General features: G+C 66.7%; 17 protein-coding genes. 8 read left to right on the top strand and 9 right to left on the bottom strand.

The genetic code is table 11. The features are described from left to right. Positions 1–88: 88 nt before the first annotated feature. On the top strand, positions 89–1492 hold the full coding sequence (locus AB0J62_RS04775; protein WP_363864447.1) for a mycothione reductase: 1404 nt from the start codon (positions 89–91) through the stop codon (positions 1490–1492). Here AB0J62_RS04775 and AB0J62_RS04770 read toward each other — a convergent pair. After that, positions 1475–2923: an LLM class flavin-dependent oxidoreductase gene (locus AB0J62_RS04770; RefSeq protein WP_363864445.1), complete on the bottom strand. Its 1449-nt coding sequence runs from the start codon at positions 2921–2923 to the stop codon at positions 1475–1477. The two genes, AB0J62_RS04775 and AB0J62_RS04770, sit on opposite strands and share 18 nt — an antisense overlap. A 34-nt stretch (positions 2924–2957) precedes the next feature. On the opposite strand from AB0J62_RS04770, the gene thpR reads away from it, so the two are divergent. The 4 genes from thpR to efeB are packed head-to-tail and all read left to right on the top strand — an operon-like array spanning position 2958 to position 6838. After that, positions 2958–3521, top strand: coding sequence for an RNA 2',3'-cyclic phosphodiesterase (thpR, locus tag AB0J62_RS04765; RefSeq protein WP_363864443.1), 564 nt, complete (start codon positions 2958–2960; stop codon positions 3519–3521). Positions 3522–3567: 46 nt separating this feature from the next. After that, positions 3568–4419, top strand: a complete 852-nt coding sequence (efeU, locus tag AB0J62_RS04760; protein ID WP_134107573.1) for an iron uptake transporter permease EfeU — start codon at positions 3568–3570, stop codon at positions 4417–4419. Positions 4420–4451: 32 nt separating this feature from the next. Next, positions 4452–5591, top strand: a complete 1140-nt coding sequence (gene efeO, locus AB0J62_RS04755; RefSeq protein WP_363864440.1) for an iron uptake system protein EfeO — start codon at positions 4452–4454, stop codon at positions 5589–5591. Continuing rightward, positions 5588–6838 (top strand): iron uptake transporter deferrochelatase/peroxidase subunit, encoded by a 1251-nt coding sequence (gene efeB, locus AB0J62_RS04750; protein WP_363864438.1) that lies wholly within the window; start codon positions 5588–5590, stop codon positions 6836–6838. Before efeO ends, efeB begins: the two co-directional genes overlap by 4 nt. A gap of 106 nt (positions 6839–6944) precedes the next feature. Here efeB and AB0J62_RS04745 read toward each other — a convergent pair whose 3' ends face one another. The 4 genes from AB0J62_RS04745 to AB0J62_RS04730 form a co-directional block, all read right to left on the bottom strand. Further along, complete coding sequence (locus AB0J62_RS04745; RefSeq protein WP_363864436.1) at positions 6945–7784, bottom strand: carbohydrate ABC transporter permease; 840 nt, start codon at positions 7782–7784, stop codon at positions 6945–6947. After that, positions 7777–8757 (bottom strand): sugar ABC transporter permease, encoded by a 981-nt coding sequence (locus AB0J62_RS04740; protein ID WP_363864434.1) that lies wholly within the window; start codon positions 8755–8757, stop codon positions 7777–7779. Before AB0J62_RS04740 ends, AB0J62_RS04745 begins: the two co-directional genes overlap by 8 nt. Positions 8758–8845: 88 nt before the next feature. Beyond that, positions 8846–10165 (bottom strand): sugar ABC transporter substrate-binding protein, encoded by a 1320-nt coding sequence (locus AB0J62_RS04735; RefSeq protein WP_363864432.1) that lies wholly within the window; start codon positions 10163–10165, stop codon positions 8846–8848. 211 nt (positions 10166–10376) lie between these two features. Further along, positions 10377–11462 (bottom strand): LacI family DNA-binding transcriptional regulator, encoded by a 1086-nt coding sequence (locus AB0J62_RS04730; RefSeq protein WP_363864430.1) that lies wholly within the window; start codon positions 11460–11462, stop codon positions 10377–10379. A gap of 83 nt (positions 11463–11545) precedes the next feature. Here AB0J62_RS04730 and AB0J62_RS04725 point away from each other — a divergent pair, with 83 nt between their 5' ends. Beyond that, positions 11546–13195, top strand: a complete 1650-nt coding sequence (locus tag AB0J62_RS04725) for an acyltransferase (protein WP_363864428.1) — start codon at positions 11546–11548, stop codon at positions 13193–13195. 108 nt (positions 13196–13303) lie between these two features. On the opposite strand, the gene AB0J62_RS04720 is transcribed toward AB0J62_RS04725, so the two are convergent. From AB0J62_RS04720 to AB0J62_RS04705, 4 genes are read right to left on the bottom strand one after another with little or no spacing between them, the layout of a single operon-like run. Further along, positions 13304–15823: a hypothetical protein gene (locus AB0J62_RS04720; protein ID WP_363864426.1), complete on the bottom strand. Its 2520-nt coding sequence runs from the start codon at positions 15821–15823 to the stop codon at positions 13304–13306. Positions 15824–15833: 10 nt separating this feature from the next. After that, a complete protein-coding gene (locus AB0J62_RS04715; RefSeq protein WP_363864424.1) occupies positions 15834–17144 on the bottom strand; it encodes an extracellular solute-binding protein in 1311 nt (436 codons plus the stop codon). Positions 17145–17162: 18 nt separating this feature from the next. Then, positions 17163–18023 (bottom strand): carbohydrate ABC transporter permease, encoded by an 861-nt coding sequence (locus AB0J62_RS04710; RefSeq protein ID WP_363864422.1) that lies wholly within the window; start codon positions 18021–18023, stop codon positions 17163–17165. Further along, complete coding sequence (locus AB0J62_RS04705; protein ID WP_363864420.1) at positions 18023–18985, bottom strand: sugar ABC transporter permease; 963 nt, start codon at positions 18983–18985, stop codon at positions 18023–18025. The genes AB0J62_RS04710 and AB0J62_RS04705 overlap by 1 nt, the downstream gene beginning before the upstream one ends. A gap of 262 nt (positions 18986–19247) precedes the next feature. Here AB0J62_RS04705 and AB0J62_RS04700 point away from each other — a divergent pair, with 262 nt between their 5' ends. After that, the gene (locus AB0J62_RS04700; protein ID WP_363864418.1) at positions 19248–20285 is read left to right on the top strand and encodes a hypothetical protein; all 1038 of its coding nucleotides are present in this window, start codon (positions 19248–19250) and stop codon (positions 20283–20285) included. A gap of 85 nt (positions 20286–20370) precedes the next feature. Continuing rightward, positions 20371–21252, top strand: coding sequence for a universal stress protein (locus AB0J62_RS04695; protein ID WP_363864416.1), 882 nt, complete (start codon positions 20371–20373; stop codon positions 21250–21252). Positions 21253–21255: the final 3 nt, after the last annotated feature.

The following is a 21255-nucleotide window of genomic DNA, read 5'->3' as shown; positions in this document are numbered from 1 at the left end:
GACCGGGTCCACCGCAGGTCCCTGCGTGTAAGTACCCCTTTCTTGCCCCTGAACCAAGCCGACTTGCTTGTCAGGGCCACAATGAGGTGTGACCCATTACGACTTGGTAGTCATCGGGACCGGATCCGGCAACACGATCGTGAACAGGCGGTTCGCCGACCGGAAGGTCGCGATCGTCGAGCGCGGCACCTTCGGCGGCACCTGCCTGAACGTCGGTTGCATCCCGACCAAGATGTTCGTGCACGCCGCCGACATCGCCGCTACCCCGTCGGAGAGCGCACGCTTCGGCATCGACGAGGAACTGCTCGGCGTCCGCTGGCCCGAGGTCCGGGACCGGATCTTCGGCCGGATCGATCCGATCGCGGCGGGCGGGTCGGAGTACCGGCACCACGACCCGGACAACGCGAACGTCACCGTGTACGACGGGACCGGCCGGTTCACCGGTTTCAAGGAGCTGACCGTCGACAACAAGGACGGGTCGACGAGCGTGTTCAGCGCCGACCAGTTCGTGCTCGCCACCGGCAGCCGGCCGATCGTCCCGCCGATCCCCGGGCTCGAGGAGACCGGGTTCCACACCTCGAACACGGTCATGCGGCTGGAGGAGTTGCCGCGTCGGCTGGCGATCATCGGCAGCGGGTTCGTCGCGGCCGAGTTCGCGCACGTGTTCGCGTCGTTCGGGGTCGAGGTCACGATCGTCGCCCGCTCGAACGTGCTGCTCCGGCACGAGGACAGCGAGCTCGCGGCGGCGTACACGAAGATCGCCCAGGAGCTGTACGACGTACGCCTGAACCACGAGACCATCCGGGTGGAGCGACGCAACGACGGCTCGATCCTGGTCGGAATGCTCAACCCCGAGGGCGCCGACGAGCTGATCGTCGACGAGCTGCTGATCGCGGTCGGCCGGGAACCGAACTCGGACCTGCTGAACCTGGCCGCCACCGGCGTCGAGGTCGACAGCGAGGCGCGGGTGGTCGTCGACGAATACCAGCAGACCACTGTCGACGGCATCTACGCGCTCGGCGACGTCACCACGCCACACCAGCTGAAGCACGTCGCGAACCACGAGGCACGGGTGGTGAAGCACAACCTGCTCAACCCCGACGAGCGGATCGAGTCCGACCACCGCTTCGTACCGCATGCGGTCTTCAGCGCGCCGCAGATCGCGTCCGTCGGTCTCACCGAGGAGGAGGCGAAGGAGCGCGGGATCCCTTATGTCAAAGCGGTTGAGCGGTACGCCGATATCGCGTACGGCTGGGCGATGGAGGACACGACCGGATTCGCGAAGATCCTGGCCGACCCGAAGACCGGGCAGATCATCGGCGCGCACATCATGGGCCCGCAGGCGCCGACCCTGATCCAGCCGATCATCCAGGCGATGAGCTTCGAGCTGGACGCGTACGCAATGGCCCGCGGCCAGTACTGGATCCATCCCGCGATGCCCGAACTGATCGAGAACGCCTTGCTCAAGCTGGACCTACACCCGGAAGGCTGAGATCACGTTGGCGACCGTGTCGAGCGTTTCGAGGTCGGGGAGGCTGATCATCACCTCGGCCACACCCGCCTCGGACAGCTCGCGGAACCGCCCGATCTGGTCGTCGACCGTGCCCGCGTTCACCAGGGCGGCGTACCGCGCCGGGTTCACGTTGCGAGGCCGCAGCTTCTGGATGAGCTGGTCGACCTCCTGAGAACCCTTGCCCACAAGCGTTGTCGAGAGGTGCGTCAACTCGACAGGTCTGTCTCCGAGGACCCCGGAGGCCTTCCGTACTGCGGTGACATCCCCGAACACATTCACCGCATCCGCATACCGCGCTGCAAGCCGCAGGGTGCGAGGCCCACTCCCACCGACCAGGACCGGCAGGTGTTCCTGCAACGGTCGCGGATAGCACGTGGTGTCCGGTACGTCGAGAACCTTGCCGTGGAACGGTTTGTTGCCTGGTCCCCATAAAACCGGTAGCAACTGCAAGGCGTCCTCGAGCAGCGCATACCGCTCACCCACCGGCGGGAACGACCATCCATAAGCCTTGTGCTCGGCCTCGAACCACGCGAGCCCGACCCCGCATACGGCCCGCCCGCCGCTCAACACGTCGAGCGTCGCCGCGATCTTCCCGAGGTGCGCAACGTTCCGGTATGTGATCCCCGAGACCAACGTCCCGAGCCGCACACGCGTCGTACAGGCAGCCAGATAACCCAGCGTCGTCCAACTCTCGAGGAAGTCGTCCCAGGCCCGCCCCACCTGCGGAATCTGCCGGAAATGATCCATCACGTAGATCGCATCAAACCCCACTGCCTCCGCGCGCGTGGCCACCTCGCGAACCCACTCCGCCATCCCGGCCCGCCCGGCCGGATGCGTGTAACTGCTTAACTGCAGCCCGAACCTCAGCCCGCTCGGCCTCTCCGCCTGCCGCACGGCTGCCGCGCCCGCCTGCACGAACGCCTCGGGAACCACCCGAACGGCCGTCGGTTGCAGAACCTGGTCGTACCCCTCGTCCGGCAGTTCCTTCTTCACTGCCGCCCAGGACCGCAACTGCGAGGTCAGCACATCGGCCGGGATCCGCTTCGCCGACCGCTCCCGATTGCGCCGCCGGCACTCCTCGGCCGGCGTGTCAAAGGCGACCGCCACACAAGGCATCCCGGCCTCACGCGCCAGCTCCAGCCACCGGATCCGCCGTTCCTTGTCCAGTCCCAGGGTGTCGACAACAGTCGTCAGCCGCCGTCCGATTCGTTGCTTCACCACCACATCCAACAAGGCGAACGCATCCGCGCTCGCCGCGATGTCGTCCTCGCCGGCACCCACCAACGCCCGCAACCGATCACTCGACACGATCAGCTCAGGAGCGAACAGGTCGGCCGCCCACGTCGACTTCCCCGACGCCCCCGGTCCGACCAGGATCACCACACACGGCGACGGCAGCTTGAGTTCCACACAAAGCAGTTTCCACCACCGATAGCATTTCCGGATGCGATTGTTCGTGGCCGTGGTGCCACCTATCGAGGTTGTGGAGGATCTGAACGAGTTCGTCGAGCCGCGGCGGGAGTATCCGGACGACGACATCCGGTGGGCCTCGGACCAGCACTGGCACATCACGCTTGCGTTCCTCGGCGACGTACCGGACTGGAAGACCGAGGAGCTCGAGGAGCGGCTGGAGTCGGCCGCGCGGCGGCAGAAGCCGTTCGAGTTGCAGCTCACCGGTGCGGGCGCGTTCCCCGGCGTACCGGACGCGCGGGTGCTGTACGCCGGAGTGCGCGACGACACCGAATCACTCCAGCATCTGTCGATGACCACGCGGGCAGCGGCGAGTCGCGCCGGCGTCCCCGTCGAGGGCCGGAAGTTCACCCCTCATGTCACGTTGGCCCGGCTGCGGCGGCCGGTCGACGCGACCAGGTGGGTCAGGATCTTCGACACGTACGAGGGTCCGGTCTGGACCGCGGGTAGTCTGCGACTGATCTCCTCCCGGCTCGGTGAGGGTCCGGGCCACAGTGCGGCGTACGACACAGTAGGCGAATGGGACTTCTTAGGTTAACCTCAGCAAGGTTAGCCGTACCTAATGCTCTGGAAGTGTCGCCGCCATGCTCGCGAACTATCTGATCGGACTCCGTGAAGGACTCGAGGCCTCGCTGGTTGTCAGCATCCTCGCTACGTTCCTGGTCAAGTCCGGACATCGCGATCGACTGAAACTGGTCTGGATCGGTGTTGCCTCGGCGCTCGGCGTCGCCGCGGTCGCCTGGGGCTTGCTCCAGTTCGTCACCGCGCTGACCGCGAAGTCGTTCACCACCCAGGAGACCGTCGGCGGGGTGATGTCGATCCTCGCGGTCGGCTTCGTCACCTGGATGATCTTCTGGATGCGCAAGGCGTCCCGCAGCATCGCCAGGGAACTGCGCGAGCGGATGGGACAGGCCCTCGAGGTCGGCTCCCGCGCCGTCGTGATCCTCGCGTTCCTGGCGGTGTTCCGCGAGAGCATCGAGACCGCGTTCATCGTGTACGCGTCGGCCGCCACCGCGACCACCGCCGTACCGCTGATCGGCGTTCTGCTCGGTCTGGGTACGTCGGTGCTGCTGGGGATCGCGATCTACAAGGGCGCGGTGAAGATCAATCTGGCCGTGTTCTTCAAGTGGACCGGCGCGGTGCTCGTGCTGGTTGCGGCCGGCATCTTCGCGTACGGCTTCCACGACCTGCAGGAGGCCGGCATCCTTCCGGGGATCGGTCACCTGGCGTTCGACATCTCGCACGTGATCCCGCCCGCCAGCTGGTACGGCGTACTGCTGAAGGGCATCTTCAACTTCAACCCAGCGCCGACCGTGCTGGAAGCGACCGCGTGGGTCGTCTATCTCGTCCCGGTGATGGTGCTCTACTTCCGGCCGGTGAAGAGCTCCACGCCTCCGGCCGTCCCGGCGGCCAAGACCGCCGGCGAAGCGGCCTGATCCACCCCCTCACATCCCCGCTCAGGAGAACCATGTCCAGCTCATTGCCCCGCCGGGCCGCCGTCCTCGGCGTCGTCCTCAGCATCGGCGCGCTGACCGCGTGCGCGAAGGACGAGCCTGCGGCCAACGACGACGGCACCGGCCCGATCTCGGTGAAGGCCTCCGACTCGGGCTGTGACCTGAGCCGCCGCGACGTGAAGGCCGGCACGAGCACGTTCTCGGTCTCCAACAGCGGCAGCAAGATCACCGAGTTCTACGTGTACGCCGAGGGCGACCGGGTGATGGGCGAGGTCGAGAACATCGGCCCGGGCCTGAAGCGGGACCTGATCGTCGAGCTGCCGACCGGCAAGTACCAGGCGGTCTGCAAGCCGGGCATGGTCGGCGACGGGATCCGCGGCGACCTCACGGTGACCGGTGCCGCGGCCGCGCAGGCCGACACCGACACCGAGCTGCTGCAGGCGACCACGAGCTACCAGCGCTACGTGAACTCGCAGGCGATCGCGCTGGAGCAGAAGACCGCAGAGTTCGTCGCCGCGGTGAAGGCCGGCGACGTCGCGAAGGCGAAGGCGCTCTTCCCGGTGTCGCGGACGTACTGGGAGCGGATCGAGCCGGTCGCGGAATCCTTCGGCGACCTGGACCCGAAGATCGATGCCCGCGTCAACGATGTCGAGCCGGGCACCGAGTGGACCGGGTACCACCGGATCGAGCAGGCGCTCTGGGTCTCGAACTCGACGAAGGGTATGGAGAAGTACGCCGATCAGCTGCTGGCCGACGTGAAGACCGTGGTGGCGAAGGCCAAGGTGGTGAAGCTGACGCCGCTGCAGCTGGCCAACGGCGCGAAGGAACTGCTCGACGAGGTCGCGACGGGCAAGGTCACCGGCGAGGAGGACCGCTACTCGCACACCGACCTGTGGGACTTCCAGGCCAACGTCGAGGGTTCGCAGGCAGCCGTCCAGGCGCTCCGCCCGGCGCTGCAGTCACGCGACGCGGCGCTCGTCACCCAGCTGGACACGAACTTCAAGGCCGTCTTCGCGGCGCTGGCCAAGTACCGCGACGGCGAAGGCTTCAAGCCGTACACCGCCTCCGAAGCCGAGAAGAAGGCCCTGGGCGCCGTAGTCGACGGCCTCGCCGAGCCGGTCAGCCAAGTAGCCGGAGTAATCGCCCACAAATGACCGAGCGCAAAGGAATTTCGCGGCGCGGCCTGTTCGGGGCCGCGGGAGCAGCGGTTGCGACGGGTGTTGCCGGGTACGCCGCGCACTCGGCCCTCACCAGCGAACCCTCGCAGGCGGCTGATAACACCGGGCCGGTTGAGTTTCATGGGCCGCATCAGGCCGGTATTACGACGCCGGTTCAGGATCGGCTGCACTTTGCGGCGTTCGACGTGACGACGACGAGTCGGGACGAGCTGATCGCGCTGCTGAAGGAGTGGACCGCCGCGGCCGCGCTGCTGACGGCCGGGCGCGACATCGGTCAGTACGGTGCGGTGAACGGGCCGGACGAGGCTCCGCCCGAGGACACCGGCGAGGCGGTCGGTCTGCCGCCGGCTCGGTTGACGATCACCGTCGGGTTCGGGCCGTCGCTGTTCGACAAGCGGTTCGGCCTCGCCGCGAAACGCCCGAAGGCTCTGGTCGACCTGCCGCACTTCATCGGCGACGACCTCGACCCGACGCGCTCGTACGGCGACATCGCCGTACAGGCCTGCTCCGACGATCCGCAGGTCGCAGTACACGCGATCCGCAACCTCGCCCGGATCGGCTTCGGCCGCGTCGCCGTACGGTATTCCCAGCTCGGATTCGGCCGTACGTCGTCGACGTCGCGGGCGCAGGCGACGCCGCGGAACCTGTTCGGCTTCAAGGACGGCACGAACAACCTCAAGCTCGAGGACGCCGACAAGCTCGAGCAGCAACTGTGGGTGCAGCCCGAGGACGGCCCGGACTGGATGGTCGGCGGCTCGTACCTGGTGTCGCGACGGATCCGGATGAACATCGAGATCTGGGACCGTACGTCGCTCGGCGAGCAGGAAGGCATCATCGGCCGCGGCAAGGGCACCGGCGCCCCACTCGGCAAGGCAGACGAGTTCGACACCCTCGACTTCAACGCCAAGCAGACCGACGGCCGGCCGAAGATCCCGGTCGACTCACACGTCCGGCTCGCCCACCCGACCTTCAACAAGGGCGCCGAACTGCTCCGCCGCGGCTACAACTTCGTCGACGGCTCCGACGGCCTGGGCCGCCTCGACGCCGGCCTCTTCTTCCTCGCCTACCAGCGCGACCCGCGCAAGCAGTTCATCCCGATCCAGAACCAACTCGCCAAGCACGACACGATGAACGAGTACATCCACCACGTCGGCTCCGGCATCTTCGCCTGCCCACCCGGCGTAACCCCCGGCACCTACTGGGGCGAAAAACTCTTCAGCTAGCGGGCGGACTCCCCGCACTGACCAACCTCCCCTGTCGACCTGTTCGCCTCGCTCGGTGAGCGGTAGAAGTCTTGCCAGGCGGAGGTTGGTCAGTGACGGACGTCCGCTACTTGACGGCGCCCGCGGTGACGCCGGCGACGAAGTGGCGCTGGGCCAGGAGGAAGCCGATGACTACCGGGACGCTGACGACCAGCGCGGCGGCCATGATCTGGTTCCAGTAGATGTTGGTCTGGGTGGAGTACTGGCGTAGGCCCACCGACAGGGTGCGGTTCGCTTCGGTCGTCATCACCGAGGCGAACAGAACCTCGCCCCACGCGGTCATGAACGAGTAGATCGCGACCGCGATCACGCCAGGTCGCGCAGCGGGAAGTACGACGCGCCACAGTGCGCCCATCGGCCCACAGCCGTCGACCAGCGCAGCCTCGTCCAGCTCGCGCGGGATGCTGTCGAAGTACCCGGCGAGCATCCAGATCGAGAACGGCAGGCTGAACGTCAAATACGTGATGATCAATCCGAGCCGCGTCCCGACCAGCTGCAGCCCGAACGAGTTGTTGATGTTCACGAAGATCAGGAACAACGGCAGCAGGAACAGCACGCCCGGGAACATCTGCGTCGACAACACCGTCGTGGTGAACGCCGTCCGCCCACGGAACCGGAAGCGCGACACCGCGAACGCGGCCAGGATCGCGATCGCCACCGAGAACACCGTCGCCGACACGGAGACGATCGTGCTGTTCACGAAGTACCGGGCCAGCGGCACCGTCTTCCACATATCCACGAACGGCGTCATCGTCAGGTTCGACGGCCACCAACTGAACGCGCCCTGCACGTCCTTCAGCGGCTTGAGCGACGACGTGATCATCACGTACAGCGGGACGAGCACGAACAGGCCGAGAACCGTCAGCACGACACCGCGGTAGATCTTGAACCCCTGGGTCTCACGCACGACGCGACCTCCTTCCGGTGACGAGCAGATACGCGCCGGTGACGATCATCAGGAAGATCAGCAGCAGGACGGACATCGCCGCACCGGTGCCGAAGTTCCAGGTCAGGAACGACGCGTTGTAGATGTGGAACGTGATCAGGTCACCGGCCGGCGGCTGCGCCGTACCGAACAGCACGTACGGCGTGTTGAAGTCGCTGAACGTCCACAGGAAAAGGACGAGCACCAGCACGAGGTTGACCGGTCGCAGTGAGGGCAGCGTGATGTTGCGCCACTGCCGGAGGTTGCCGGCGCCGTCGACCGACGCGGCTTCGTACAGATCGCCCGGGATGCTCTGCAGTCCGGCCATCAGCGTGAGGAACGCGAACGTCCACAGCTTCCAGGTCGCGACCGTGATCAGTGAGACCAGCGCATTGCTGCCGATCAGCCAGAACGTCCGGCCGTCGCTGAGGTGCAGTTGGTTCAGCACATGGTTCACAGCGCCGGTGTCGCGCTGGAGCATGAAGTTCCAGGTCAGGATCCCGGCGTACGCCGGTAACGCGTACGGCACCAGGAAGAACGTCCGGATGATGCCGCGACCGCGGAACGGCGGTTGCAGCGCGACGGCCGCGGCCATCCCGAGCACCCACGACAGCGCGACCGTGATCAGCGAGAAGGCGACGGTGACGCCGAACGACTTCAGCAAGCCCTCACCGACCGCGTTGTTGAAGTCCAGCGCGACCTTGTAGTTGTTGAGTCCGGCGCTCGGAGCCGCGGACCAGTTCGCGATGAAGAACTTGGTCAGCTTGATGAAGCTCATCCAGATGCCGACCAGCATCGGGATGATGTGGATCAGCAGTTCGGCCAGCACGGCCGGCGCCAGCAGCAGATACGGCAGCCACCGGTTCAGGCCGGGACGGTGTTCGGGGCCGCGTTTGGTCTTCTTCTTCGCAGGCTTCGCGGCGGCCGGCGTCGCTTCCTGTGTGGCGACGGACATCGACTGGTCGCCTCCTGTCTGTCGGATCGGGGGTGGGGGCTGACGCGGGCAGTGGCCCGGACGAGTAGTCCGGGCCACCGAGCGCGGGTCAGCTACCTGCGGCCACCTGATCCTGGGCGGTCTTCAGGGCCGCCTTCACGTCGTCGGCGGTGACCGTCCCACCGGTGGCGATCTTGGCGAACATCGAGTTCATCGCCTTGCCGACGGTGCTCTCGAACTGGTCCTCGGCCGGCACCAGCGGCAGCGGCTTGGACTTGGTGTTGTAGACGTCCTGGAACGTCGCCGCCTCGGCCGCGTCGGTGGTGAAGACCGGCTTGGCGTCCTTCAGCACCGGCAGCGAGGAGAACGGCTTGCCCAGCGTGGTCTGGGTCTGCGCGTCGGTCATGTACTTGACGAACTTCAGCGCCGCGTCCTTGTGCTTGGTGTTCTTGAAGATCGACAGGTTGATACCGGCCACGTGGCTGGCGACCTGCTCGGCGCCGGCCGGAGCCGGGAACGGCACGACGCCGTACTCGCCGGCCTTCATGCCGTTGGCAACGATCGAGGAGTCGGCGTTGTTCTGGTTGATGACCATCGCGACCTTCTTGGTGGCGAAGTCGTTCACCGACTTGGTGCCGTTGTCGTACTGCGCGTTCGACGGGTTCGCGACCTTGTCCTTCTGCATCAGGTCGAGGTACCGCAGGACGCCCTGCACGTTGCCGTCACCGGTGAAGGTCGGCTTGCCGTCCTTGTCGAACCAGTCGGCCTTGTTCTGCGCGGCGTTGATGAACGCGAAGTGCACGTTCTCGGTGTAACTGCCGGCGGCCAGCGCCATCCCCCACTGCTTCTTCGCGGGATTGGTCAGCTTCTGCGCGTCGGTGACCATCTCTTCCCAGGTCTTCGGCGGCTGCAGACCGGCCGCCGCGAACATCGCCTTGTTGTAGTACAGGCCGTAAGCCAGACCGTAGAGCGGGACCGAGGTCGGGTCGGTGCCCTCCTTGCCGCCGGTCGCCAGAGCCGTCGGCACGAACTTGTCCTTCCCGCCGATCGCGCCCATCGCGTCGCCGTCGAACGGCAGGAACGCGTCGGTCGCCTGCAGCGAGGCCGCCCAGGTGTTGCCGATGTTGACCACGTCCGGCGCCTGGCCGGAGGTGATCGCGGTCTGGATCCGCGTCTGCAGATCGTTCCAGCCGATCACCTCGAGGTTGACCTTGATGCCGGTGTCCTGGGTGAACTTCTGCAGGACCGGGGTCAGCACCTCCTTGTCGTTGTCCAGGCTGGTGCCCTGGTTGCTGGCCCAGTAGGTCAGCGTCTGGTCACCACCGGAACCGCCGCCGGAGGAGTCATTCTTGTCGCCACCGCCGCACGCGGCGAGGCTGATTCCCATGGCGGTCGCCGCCATCGCGGCTACAAACGAACGCAGTCTCACGTCGGACTCCCTCGTCCCGTCGAGCCTCCACAGAGCTGCGAAGGCGGATCGGCCCCATACTGACCTAACCGGTTAAGTTTCGAAACCCTAACCGGTTCAGTTCCGGGGTCTTCGTTACGACCTCGTGACTGATCCAACCTCTCGCGAGGCCACGGCAAACGCAATCCAACACTCTCCGAATCCGGGTGAATTCACAGAGTCTTGAAAGTGGTCAGAAAGGCGCCGGACCGCTGGAATCCCGGGCCTTCAGCTCGCCCGCCGGGGCTTCCTCGTGCATTTCGCTCTCGCCGGTGACGATCCGGAGCAGCAAATCGGCAGCCGCCCGCCCGCGTTCCATCGTCTTCTGGTTGACCGCGGTGATGCCGGGCCGGGCGAGTTCGCACAGCGGCGAGTCCTCCCAGGCGAGGATCGAGACCTCGGCCGGCACCGCCGTACCGAGATCCATCGCCACCCGCAGCGCCGCGACCGCCATCAGGTCGTTGCCGAGCACGATCGCGGTCGGCGGATCCGGATCGGCCAGCAACTGCCGGGTCAGCTCGGCGCCGTCGTCGTAGCGATAGCTGCCTTCGATCTGCCGTACGGCGACGCCGCGCCGCTCGGCCTGCTCCTGCAGGACCTGCACCCGCAACCGCTCGTGGACGAACGTGAACGGCCCGCTGATATGCGCGATGTTGCGGTGACCGAGCTCGACCAGATGATCGAGCAGCAGCTCGACCGTCTCCTCCGACGAGCTGATCAACCGCCCGACCGAATCGTCGGGCGCGTTCGAACTCACCACCACGCACGGCACCCCGAGCTCCTTCAGCAGCGGGATCCTGGGGTCGTCGTCGTGCTCGTCGAACAGGATGAACCCGTCGACGCGTCCCTGCCGCGACCACCGCCGCAGTACGTCGAGATCCTCGCCGTGCTCGCCGGTGAGCCGGAGCAGCAGCGACGAGTCGACCTCGTTCAGGTACTGCTCGATGCCGACCAACGTGCGCATGTAGAACGCTTCGGTGGAGATCAGCGCCGGGTCGCGGGCGATGACGATCCCGATCGTCCGCGTCCGGCTGGCCGACAGCGCGACCGCGGCGGAGTTCGGGTGGAAGCCCAGCTCCTCGGCCAGGTCGAGCACCCGCTGCCGGGTCTCCTCGCTGACGCCGGCCCGCCCGTTCAGCGCGTACGAGACCGACGCCTTCGAGATGTGCAACCGCTGCGCGAGATCGCTGATCGTGACCCGATGACTCCGGCGCGTGCTGCCCTGTGGACCGTCGTCGCCGACCTCACCGCCGTCGGTCACAGATCCGCTCGTCGTCATCGCCTGGCTCCCCGCACAGAGGGGAGATTAGCAGCGGCATTTCGGGGCTGGCGGGCTTCTCGTCTTTTGGATAGCGTTTTCCCATGCTGCCGAATGAGCCGTTGCGACTCGATTTCCTGCCGTGGGAGTACAAGCGAACCGCCTCCGACGCCGACCGCGATCGCCAGGCCGAGCGGCAGTCGCGCCTCGGCGGGTCGGTCCGGCTCGCCGCCGACGTGTACGTCGCGGAGTCGGCCGCCGTGTACTGCGACGAGCTGACGATGGGGGAGCGCTCGTACATCGCCGCGCACGCCTATGTCACCGGGAACATCGCGCTCGGATCCGACTCCACGATCAACCCGTTCTCCGCCGTCCGCGGCAACGTGACGATCGGCGACGGCGTACGGATCGGCGCGCACACGTCGTTGCTCGCGTTCAACCACGGCACGGCTCCCGGTCAGCCGATCTTCAAGCAACCTCACACCGCCCTCGGCATCACGATCGGCGACGACGTCTGGATCGGTTCCAACGTGACGATCCTCGACGGCGTCACGGTCGGCCCGCACACCATCATCGGCGCCGGCGCGGTCGTCACCAAGAACGTCCCGGCCAACTCGGTCGCCGCCGGCAACCCGGCCCGCGTCCTCCGCTCGCGAACAGGATCCTCCATGTCAGGTGACCTCCGGACCCAGTTGACCGCGTTCGCCGCGAAGGCGCGTTCGCAGGTGGACGACGTACTCGCTCGCTGCTGGGACGGTGAGCGTTTCGTCGACCGTCCTGACCTCGGCCACGAGCCGGCGGTGCGTCCATGGTGCGACGCGATCGAGATCGCCGACCTGCTGGTACGTCGCACTCCGCTCGGTCACACTCGCGACGACCTGGTCCGCCGGTTGCGTCACCGACAGGACCCGAAGACCGGACTGGTCGCACCAGGAGACCTCTCCGACTCCGGGCTGGACCTGCCGGACGACAGCAAACTCTCTGTCCTGGAAGGGCCGGCCGGCTACCACGTGCTGTGTGTCGGCTATGCGCTCCAGCTCCTCGGCAGCAACTTCGAGCACCCGATCGACACCACGTTCACCTTCGCCGAGCTGGACAACTTGCCCTGGGCAAGAAGGTCCTGGTCGGCCGGGTCCGGTATCGATCACCTCGGCACCGCGATCGCCCGGAATCTCCTCGACCACGACGAGTCCGGGCCGCTCGAGGCCCTGATGGGTTGGCTCGTCACGAGGGTCGATCCAACGACCGGTGCTTGGGGTCACCAACATCCCGACGACGGCTGGCTGCAGGTCGTGAACGGTTTCTACCGCCTCACCCGCGGCACCTATGCGCAGTTCGGCCTCCCGCTGCCGTACCCCGAACAGGCGGTCGCGACGGTACTTGCTCATAGCAACGACCGCCGCATGTTCACCGGCGACAACTACAACTCCTGCAACATCCTCGACGTCATCCACCCGTTGTGGCTGGCCCGCAAGCAGACGACGTACGGCGAGCAGGACGGTCGCCGCTGGGCCGAGGAACAACTGCGCGCGATCCTCCCGCGCTGGGTCGACGGCGCCGGCTTCGCGTTCGCTCCCGACGGCACCGACGACCGTGCGATCCCCGGCCTCCAAGGCACCGAGATGTGGCTGGCCATCATCTGGCTACTGTCCGACTACCTGGGCCTGTCCGACACCCTCGGCTACCGCCCCCGCGGCGTACACCGCCCCGAACCACTCGTCACTGTCCACACAACCCGGACCCCACTGGTGTGAATGAGCCGGAGGGGGTCCACTAGCCTGAGCAAGTGGACCCCCGGACTCGTCGACTCGTCACCTCGGTCGTGCTGGCAGCGCTCGTCGCGATCGTCGTGATCGCAGCGATCATCCGGTGACGGTCGAGGAACCCAGAACGACGTACGGCTGGTTGGACAGGTCGGCGGCCAGACCGGGGTAGAGCGCCTGCCCACCGGCCCGGTGCTGCACGCTGAAGAAGTACATCAGCGGGTACGTCGACGACGTGTACTCACCGTCGATCGTGCCGGACAACGTCTGCCCTGACAGCTCCATCGGGACCTGTTGCCAGGGTTTCGACTGGTCCACGTGCCGGTAGTGCAGTGTTGCACCGATCACATCTGGCTCCACGACTTCCAGCGACAGCGTGACCGGCTTGCCCCGGTCGAAGCTCTCCGGCACCTTGTGGTCGACGCCGGCGGTGGCCGGCCGGGTCGGCGCTTGGGCCAACTGGGTGACCTGCTGCGTGCCGGTCGCCTCCTTCAGTTCCTCCTCGAGGGCTGCGAGGTCGGCGTCCATGGCCGGGACCCGATCCGCCCAGTGACCGTGTTCCGACGTCTCGATCCCGAACCGCAGGTCGGGCTGGTAGACGCCGTCGACGATGCCCGGGATCTCGGCGTAGGCGTCCCGCGCCGCCTGGCAGGCCTTGACCGCCGACTCCAGGGCACTGACCTGCTTGGTGGTCCGATAGATCGAGTAGTCGACCGCGGCCCGGAACTTGCCGGCGAAGAACCGGCCCATCCGGACCAGGATCTCCAGGTCGATCAGGACCCGGCGGACCTGCGCGTCCGACTCGTCCGCGGTTTCACGAGCGCGGTCGAGAGCCTGCCGGCCGTCGTCGACGAGTCGCTCGATCCACGCGGCGACCTCGAGCGGGGTGTACTTCGCCGATACCGAGCCGCTCGCCAGCGCCGCGACGTACTCGTCGATGGCGTAGAACGTCGTCGGGTCGAACGGGCTCACGCCGCCCCAGTTCACGGGCGGGTCGGTGTCGGCGGCGTAGTGGGGCGACTCGACGCGCGACGAGATCGGGAGGTTCAGGTACACCTCCGGCCAGTAGCCGTTGTTCGATCCGCCGACGCCATGGACCACGGTCACCAGCGGGAGGATCCGGCTCAGCGGGCTGAGGGCGTCCTCGACGTGTGCGGCAGCCTCGCCGTACGTCGCGCGCAGGTGACGACGCCACGTCTCGGGCTCGGCGTCGGGGTTGTAGAGCAGCCGACCCCACAACAGGTAGCCGTAGCGGTACTTCGTCCACTCCCGGTTGTCAGACAACCTGAGGTCCTCGCGGACGTACGGGTCGCGCTTGCCCGGTTCGCCGCTGCCCTTGCGTCCCTTGAAGAACAGCGGTTCGCAGAGGTCGACACCGCGGGATCCACCGAACGTCGACAGCCGCCCGTAGCCGGCCGCGATCGCGGGATCGCCCCACGCCAGCAACTTCTGGGTTCCCGGCCAGACCCGGAACATCAGGTCGACGTTCCGGTCCTCGCGCAGGAAGTCGCCGTACCCGTAGCGGGTGAACCGGCGGGAGAACTCGGTGATGCCCTTCAGTTCGTGGCCGGGCGGGATCGGCTTGGCCGTCTCCTTGGCCCGGATCGAGGCCTGGTGATACGGCAGGCCGACGTGCTCGGCCCAGTACTTCGCCGAGAGCACCGGGGACAGGTTCGGCAGGTCGACGGCGTCGAGCAGGGCCTGGTCGACGCCCTTGGCGTGCATGTCGACCTCGAGTGGCCGGCCGACCGAGTTCGCGCCTTCGAACACCGCCCGCCAGAAGATCTCGTGCTTGTCGTCGGGGATGCCGCCCTCGTAGTGCACCCGGAAGGTGAGCCCGTCGATGTCGGGACATTCCGTGAGCAGCTTGGCGATACCGGCCTTGCAGTACTCAGCATGGGTGTCCGGACCGATCCCGGTGATCGGGTACCGATGCACCGAGTCGCGGCCGTAGTCGTACGCGTGGTTCCACAGCCCGAGCTGGAACTTCAGCCCGCGTCGCTTGCTCTCGGCAGCGATGAACCGCAGGGTGTCGAGGTTGCGCTTCTGCTCGTCGGCGCCGACGCCCTCGGCCTGTACGTCGTAGCCGTCTACGTCGAACAGGAACGGATAGACGAAGCACAGGTAGTTGTCGGTCGCACCGTGCCGATCAGCGCCGTAGTTGTACTGCATGCCGAGCGCCAGGTGGAACCGGTTGAACCGCGACGCGGCCAGCCAGGTCAGGTACTCGGTCCAGAACCGCTGGTCGTGGAACCACGGCGAGTCCTCGTCCACGCTGGAGAACGACCGCACCACACCCCGGACCGGTACGGCGGGCTGCTCGGCGAAAGGCGTCGTACCAGCGAGATCTTCGCCCGCGGCGACCCGGTCCGCGAGTTCGAGTACTCCGCAGCGCAGGCCGATCTCGTCGTTGCTAACGACAACGATCTCGCCGTCGACGCGGAGTACGGCGTACGACTCGGGCACGTCTGAGAGGTCCGCCGCCGGGACCTCGTCCGGAGTGGCGAGTCGCACCGGCGGGTCCGTGGCTGTGATCCCTTTCTCTGCCAGGGCTTGGACGAGCTGCTCCATGGCCCAGATGGCGGTGCGGCCGGTGGTGACGGGGTTCTGCTCGTTCATAGGGCTCCAATCACTTGCCGTCGAGGGTCTTGGCGGCGTCGGCCATGAACTTCGGCACGCCTTGCTTGATCGAGATCTTGTTGAAGGCGATGTCCTGACTGACCTTCAGCAACAGGTCGCCGACCGCGGTCGAGGCAGCGGGCGAGGCCTGCGGCGGCGGCGAGGAGTTCTTCAACGCCAGGTCGGTGTAAGCCAGCACCTGCTTCTCGCTCGCCGACAGGTCACTGCCCTTGACGAGCACGTCGCGCCCTTCGGACGAGGCCGGCGGTCCGCTGATCAGCCGCAAGGTCTTCGCGGCGTCGGCGCCGTTGGCGAACCAGTTGATGAAGGCGGCCGCGTCGTCCAGACGCTGGCTCTTGGCGTTCAGCGACAGGAAGCTGCTCGGTGCCGGGAAGGTCCCGCATTTGCCGGCCTTCGTGTGCCGGGGTGGCAGCGTGATGTCGATGGTGTGGTCGGTCAGGTCCTGGAAACCGCCCTTGAGGTTGGGCGTCTGGATATGCGCGAGCGCCGCCTGCTTCTTGACCAGCGGACCGTTCGGCCAGTCGCCGTACACGGCTTGCGCTGCGATGTCGGCGGGGATCGTGCCGCCGGTGGCCCGTAACGCGGCCCAGTATTCGAACCACTCGGTCAGCGAGGCATCGGTGAAGGCGAGCGAGCCGTCCTTGTACAGGTCCTCGCCCTTGCCGCGCAGGAAGATCTGCAACGAGGCCGTGTCCCCGCTGGGGTCCTCCGCCCCGTAGATCTTCTTGCCGGACTTCTGCCGGATCTGGTTCGCCAGCGTCGCGTACTCGGCCCAGGTCCAGGTCGGTTTCGGGTGCTCCAGACCGAGTTGGTCGAGCACCGTCACGTCGTACCCGATGCTGTAGGTGCTCATCGCGATCGGGATGCCGAACTGCTCGCCCTTCAACTGGCCCTGGACCAGCAGGTTGGGATCGATCGGCTTGGTGTCGATGGTGTCCGGGATGTACTTCTGCAGGGACTGCAGCGCTCCTGCCGCGCCGTACTGGCCGATCCGGGGAGCGTCGATATTGATGACGTCCGGGGCGTTGCCGCCGGCCATCTGCGTGGCGAGCTTGTCCCAGTACTCGGCGGTCGCGGTGCCCTCGAAGACCATCTTCACGTTCTGATGGGTCGCGGTGTACTTGTCCGCGAGCTTGCTGCGCAGGCCGAGCTTCGTCGGGTCCCCGTAGCTCGAGAAGCGGACCGAGTTCTTCGCCTCCTTCGCCGCGGGGTCGAGGTTGCAGGCGGCCAGCAGCGGTGCGAGTACGCCGGCCGCGAGTCCGGCCTGCAGGAAGCGCCGCCGGTCGATGTGTGTGGTCATGACAGGGGTCCTTTCGGGCTAGCCCTTCAGGCCGGTCGTGGCGATGCCTTCGACGATCCGGCGCTGGGCGAGAAGGAAGACGATGAAGGTCGGCACCAGCGACAGCACCGACATGGCCAGCAGTTGCCCGTACGACGAGTTGCCGGTCGCGTCGACGAACCGCCGCAACGCGACCGGGACGGTCTCGCTGCTGGGATAGGACAGGTAGATCAGCTGGGAGAAGAAGTCGTTGTACGTCCAGATGAAGGTGAAGATCATGGTGGTGATCAGCACCGGTCCGGTCAGCGGCAGGATGATCCGGCTGAAGATGCGGACCTTGCCGCAGCCGTCGATCATCGCGGCCTCGTCCAGCGTCCGCGGGATCGTGCGGATGAACTGGACCATCAAGAAGATGAAGAACGCGTCGGTGGCCAGGAACTTCGGCACCACCAGCGGGAGATAGGTGTTCACCCAGCCGAGGTGGAAGAACAGCACGTACTGCGGGATCAGCAGCGCGTGCGCCGGCAGCATGATCGAGCCGAGCATGATCGCGAAGAACACCTTCTTGCCGCGGAACTCCAGCCGGGCGAACGCGTACGCCGTGAGGGTGCAGGCGATCACGTTGCCGGCCACCGCGAGCACCGCGATCAGCATCGAGTTGATGTAGAACCGGGTGAAGGTGGGATCGGTCGCGGTCCAGCCGGCGATGTAGCTGCGCGGGTCGAGCGAACTGGGGAACGGGTTGAGCTGCGAGAAGATGTCGGACTCGTCCTTGAAGGATCCGCCGACCATCCACAGCAGCGGATACACCATCACCAGGGTGCCGGCGATCAGCGCGAGATGGGTCAGCCACCTGCGGGTGCGCCGCCGGGCTGCGGGAGCGTGCTGGAGTGTCGTCATCAGCGGTCCTCGTAGTAGACCCAGCGGCGGGCGAGCCCGAAGTTGATCAGCGTGAAGATCGCGATGATCAGCAGCAGCACCCACGCCATCGCGGAGGCGTACCCCATGTTCAGGTTCGCGAAACCCTGCTGGTACAGGTAAAGCGTGTAGAACAACGTGGAGTCGGAGGGGCCTCCGCTGCCGCCGCTCACGACGTACGCCGGGGTGAAGGCCTGGAACGCCTGGATGATCTGCAGCACCACGTTGAAGAAGATGATCGGCGTCAGCAGCGGCACGGTGACCGACCAGAATCGTCGCCAGGCGTTCGCGCCGTCGACCGAGGCCGCGTCGTACAGCTCCTGGGGTATCTGTTTGAGGCCGGCCAGGAAGATCACCATCGGTGAGCCGAACTGCCAGATGTTCAGCAGCACCAGCGTGTAGAGAGCCGTGTCGGGGTTGGAGATCCAGCTCCGGCCGCCGACGCCGAAGAACGCGAGGAAGGCGTTGAGTACGCCGTCGTCGTCGAACAGCTGGCCCCAGATCACCGCGATCGCGACGCTGCCGCCGAGCAGTGAGGGGATGTAGTAGATCGAGCGGTACAAGGCCATCCCGCGCATCGGGCGGTTCAGCATCACGGCGACCGCGAGCGCGAATCCCAGCTGCAGCGGGACGGTGAGGGCCACGTAGATGAACGTGACCTTCAACGACTGCAGGTAGCGCGGGTCGTCGGTGAACATCTTCACGTAGTTGCCGAAGCCGTTCCAGCGCGGTGACTGCAGCAGGTTGAACTTGGTGAACGACAGGTACAGCGATCCCAGCAGGGGTGCGGCGGTCAGCAGCAGGAGTCCGGTGAACCAGGGGAGCAGGAAGAGGTAGGCGACCCGGTCCGTGCGCCGGCCGGGTCTGGGACGTGCTGCCGGGGGAGGGGCCTCAGCTGTCGGTTCACGGCCTGCCGGAGCAGAGATCTCGGTGCTCGTGCTCATGGTGGCCTCCTCTCAGGAGTCCTTCTTCACCGATGTAGAAACGGGCCGGAAAATCGGCCGAAGCCTTCGGATCACTGCTCTGGAAGGACTTCGGCCGGTCAGGGGGCGGCGCGGACGGGTATCACTTGGTGGAAGTGGTATTCCGCTACGCGAGAGATTAAGCCGCCGATGGGCGAAGCGCAATAGCGAAGTGGATTCGTATTCACACGTCTCAAACGCTCCACTGCTGTGGTGGGTCCGAGGCCCGGGTAACGTCGCGCCAATGACGAACAGCACCGCCGCGCGGTCGTCGTACCTGATGCGGGCCGGATTGGTCCGCAATGTGCGGTCCGGGGAGCACCTGACCACGTTCGTGGTGTCGGGGGTGGCGACGGTCCTGGTGACCCGGCTCATCCTCAGCCTGAGCGGCTACCCGCAGATCGGCGGCAAGGGTCTGCACATCGCGCACGTGCTACCCGGCGGTCTGCTGATGCTGATCGCGATCTCACTGCTGCTCGGGTACGTCGGACCCGTCGTCCGGCCGGCCGCCGCGACGGTCGGCGGGATCGGCTTCGGGCTGTTCATCGACGAGGTGGGGAAGTTCGTCACCTCGGACAACAACTACTTCTACAAGCCGACCGCGGCGATCGTGTACATCGTCTTCGTGCTGATCGTTCTCGGATTCCGGTTCCTCACCACGCGGCGGCCGATCGACCCGCGGGAGGAGCTGGCCAACGTCATCGACCATGCCGTCGAGGGCGTCGCCGGCGGTCTGTCGCGACGTCGTCGTGCGGAGGCGTCGGAGCTGCTGCGGGCGGTGCCGCCGCAGGTGCAGGGGAGGCGGGAGACCAGGGAACTGCTGGCCGCGTGCCCCGCCGACGAGGTTGAGCTGGCTGCTCCGGTCGATGCCGCCTGGCAGGCACTGCAGCGTGCGTTCGAGCGACTCGCGACGCACCCGAAGGCCCCGCGGATCGCTGTCGCCGTCCTGGTGCTGCAGGTGGTTGCGGCCATGGCCATCGCGATCGTCGTCGGCAATGGGCTGAATCACCTTCCAGTGCTGGGCGTGACGGCCGGAAGCTTGCTGTCGGCAACGTTCACGGTGCGGGGTGCACTGGCGCTGCGGAAGGGCAATCGGGCCAGGGCGGTGCGGCTGTTCGAGCTGGCTGTCCTGGTGTCGTTGCTGATGACACAGGTCTTCCAGTTCGCCGCGACGCAGTTCGCGGCCGCGGGTGGGATGTTGCTGGATCTGGTGATGCTGGGGCTGCTGCGGGCCGAGCGGGACCGGATGCAGCGAGAACTGGCCAAGTCCGCGAGGGCTTAGCTGCCTGTTTGTCGACGGAGGGCTGTCGCATCCCGTCACGGAGGGTTAAGTTCGGAACTGTCGGCTCTTTCACGGGAGGACAGACATGGCTGGACGGATCGTGGTCGGCATCGACGGATCGGAGCAGAGCGCGCAAGCGCTCGAATGGGCGGTGTCCCGGGCTCGCCTCGGGGGTGAGCAGCTCGAACTGATCAGTGCCTACACGACTCTTCCCGACCTGAACTTCTACGGCTACCACGGAGTGCCGAGCCAGCCCGTGGATTGGTACGCCGAGTTCTCCGGGGAGCTGCTGGAGGCCGCGGCGGCCCGGGTGCGCGAGCTCGCACCCGAGCTGACCTGCACGCTCACCTCGCAGCTGGGCCACCCGGCGCACGTGCTGGCGGACGCTTCCGAGGGCGCGGCTGCGGTCGTCGTCGGACGGCGTGGGCTGGGTGGCGTCAGGAGTGCGCTGATGGGCTCGGTGAGCAACCGGTTGACGATCCACGCGAAATGCCCGGTCATCGTCATCGGTGAGGGCGAGGCACCGGCGACGGGCCCGATCGTGGTGGGCGTGGACGGATCCGAGTTCGGCACGAACGCGCTCCGCTATGCGATCACCGAGGCTGCCGTGCGGGGGACGTCGGTGCGTGCGGTCGCGGCGTACGAGCTTCCGCACCCTGCGCTGCGGGACGACCCGGAGCTCGTCGCACGGATGCGAGCGGACGTGGAGGCCGAGGCCACCGGCGCCGTCACCCAAGTGCTCGACGAGGTGAAGGGGACGGACGCCGCGTCGGTGAACGTCGAGCCCGTGGCCGTAGCAGGCCCGGCCGCGGAAGCAATCCTGGGTCATGCCGAGGACGCCCAGCTGATCGTGGTCGGTACGCACGGCAAGGGCCTGGTCCAGCGCATCCTGCTCGGATCTGTCAGCCGGCGAGTCCTGAACGACGCCGACCGGCCGGTCGCCGTCGTCGACCTCCCCGAAAGCTGATCT

Source organism: Kribbella sp. NPDC049584 (genome assembly GCF_040675555.1).
In the GTDB taxonomy this organism is placed as follows: Bacteria; Actinomycetota; Actinomycetes; order Propionibacteriales; family Kribbellaceae; genus Kribbella.
This window is presented reverse-complemented; position numbering and strand designations above follow the sequence as displayed.

Excerpts from the sequence above, each read along its gene's own strand:
- thpR (WP_363864443.1), top strand. The coding sequence starts at position 2,958 with ATGCGATTGTTCGTGGCCGTGGTGCCACCTATCGAGGTTGTGGAGGAT.
- efeU (WP_134107573.1), top strand. The coding sequence starts at position 3,568 with ATGCTCGCGAACTATCTGATCGGACTCCGTGAAGGACTCGAGGCCTCG.
- efeO (WP_363864440.1), top strand. The coding sequence starts at position 4,452 with ATGTCCAGCTCATTGCCCCGCCGGGCCGCCGTCCTCGGCGTCGTCCTC.
- efeB (WP_363864438.1), top strand. The coding sequence starts at position 5,588 with ATGACCGAGCGCAAAGGAATTTCGCGGCGCGGCCTGTTCGGGGCCGCG.
- AB0J62_RS04740 (WP_363864434.1), bottom strand. The coding sequence starts at position 8,757 with ATGTCCGTCGCCACACAGGAAGCGACGCCGGCCGCCGCGAAGCCTGCG.
- AB0J62_RS04730 (WP_363864430.1), bottom strand. The coding sequence starts at position 11,462 with ATGACGACGAGCGGATCTGTGACCGACGGCGGTGAGGTCGGCGACGAC.
- AB0J62_RS04725 (WP_363864428.1), top strand. The coding sequence starts at position 11,546 with ATGCTGCCGAATGAGCCGTTGCGACTCGATTTCCTGCCGTGGGAGTAC.
- AB0J62_RS04720 (WP_363864426.1), bottom strand. The coding sequence starts at position 15,823 with ATGAACGAGCAGAACCCCGTCACCACCGGCCGCACCGCCATCTGGGCC.
- AB0J62_RS04715 (WP_363864424.1), bottom strand. The coding sequence starts at position 17,144 with ATGACCACACACATCGACCGGCGGCGCTTCCTGCAGGCCGGACTCGCG.
- AB0J62_RS04710 (WP_363864422.1), bottom strand. The coding sequence starts at position 18,023 with ATGACGACACTCCAGCACGCTCCCGCAGCCCGGCGGCGCACCCGCAGG.
- AB0J62_RS04705 (WP_363864420.1), bottom strand. The coding sequence starts at position 18,985 with ATGAGCACGAGCACCGAGATCTCTGCTCCGGCAGGCCGTGAACCGACA.
- AB0J62_RS04700 (WP_363864418.1), top strand. The coding sequence starts at position 19,248 with ATGACGAACAGCACCGCCGCGCGGTCGTCGTACCTGATGCGGGCCGGA.
- AB0J62_RS04695 (WP_363864416.1), top strand. The coding sequence starts at position 20,371 with ATGGCTGGACGGATCGTGGTCGGCATCGACGGATCGGAGCAGAGCGCG.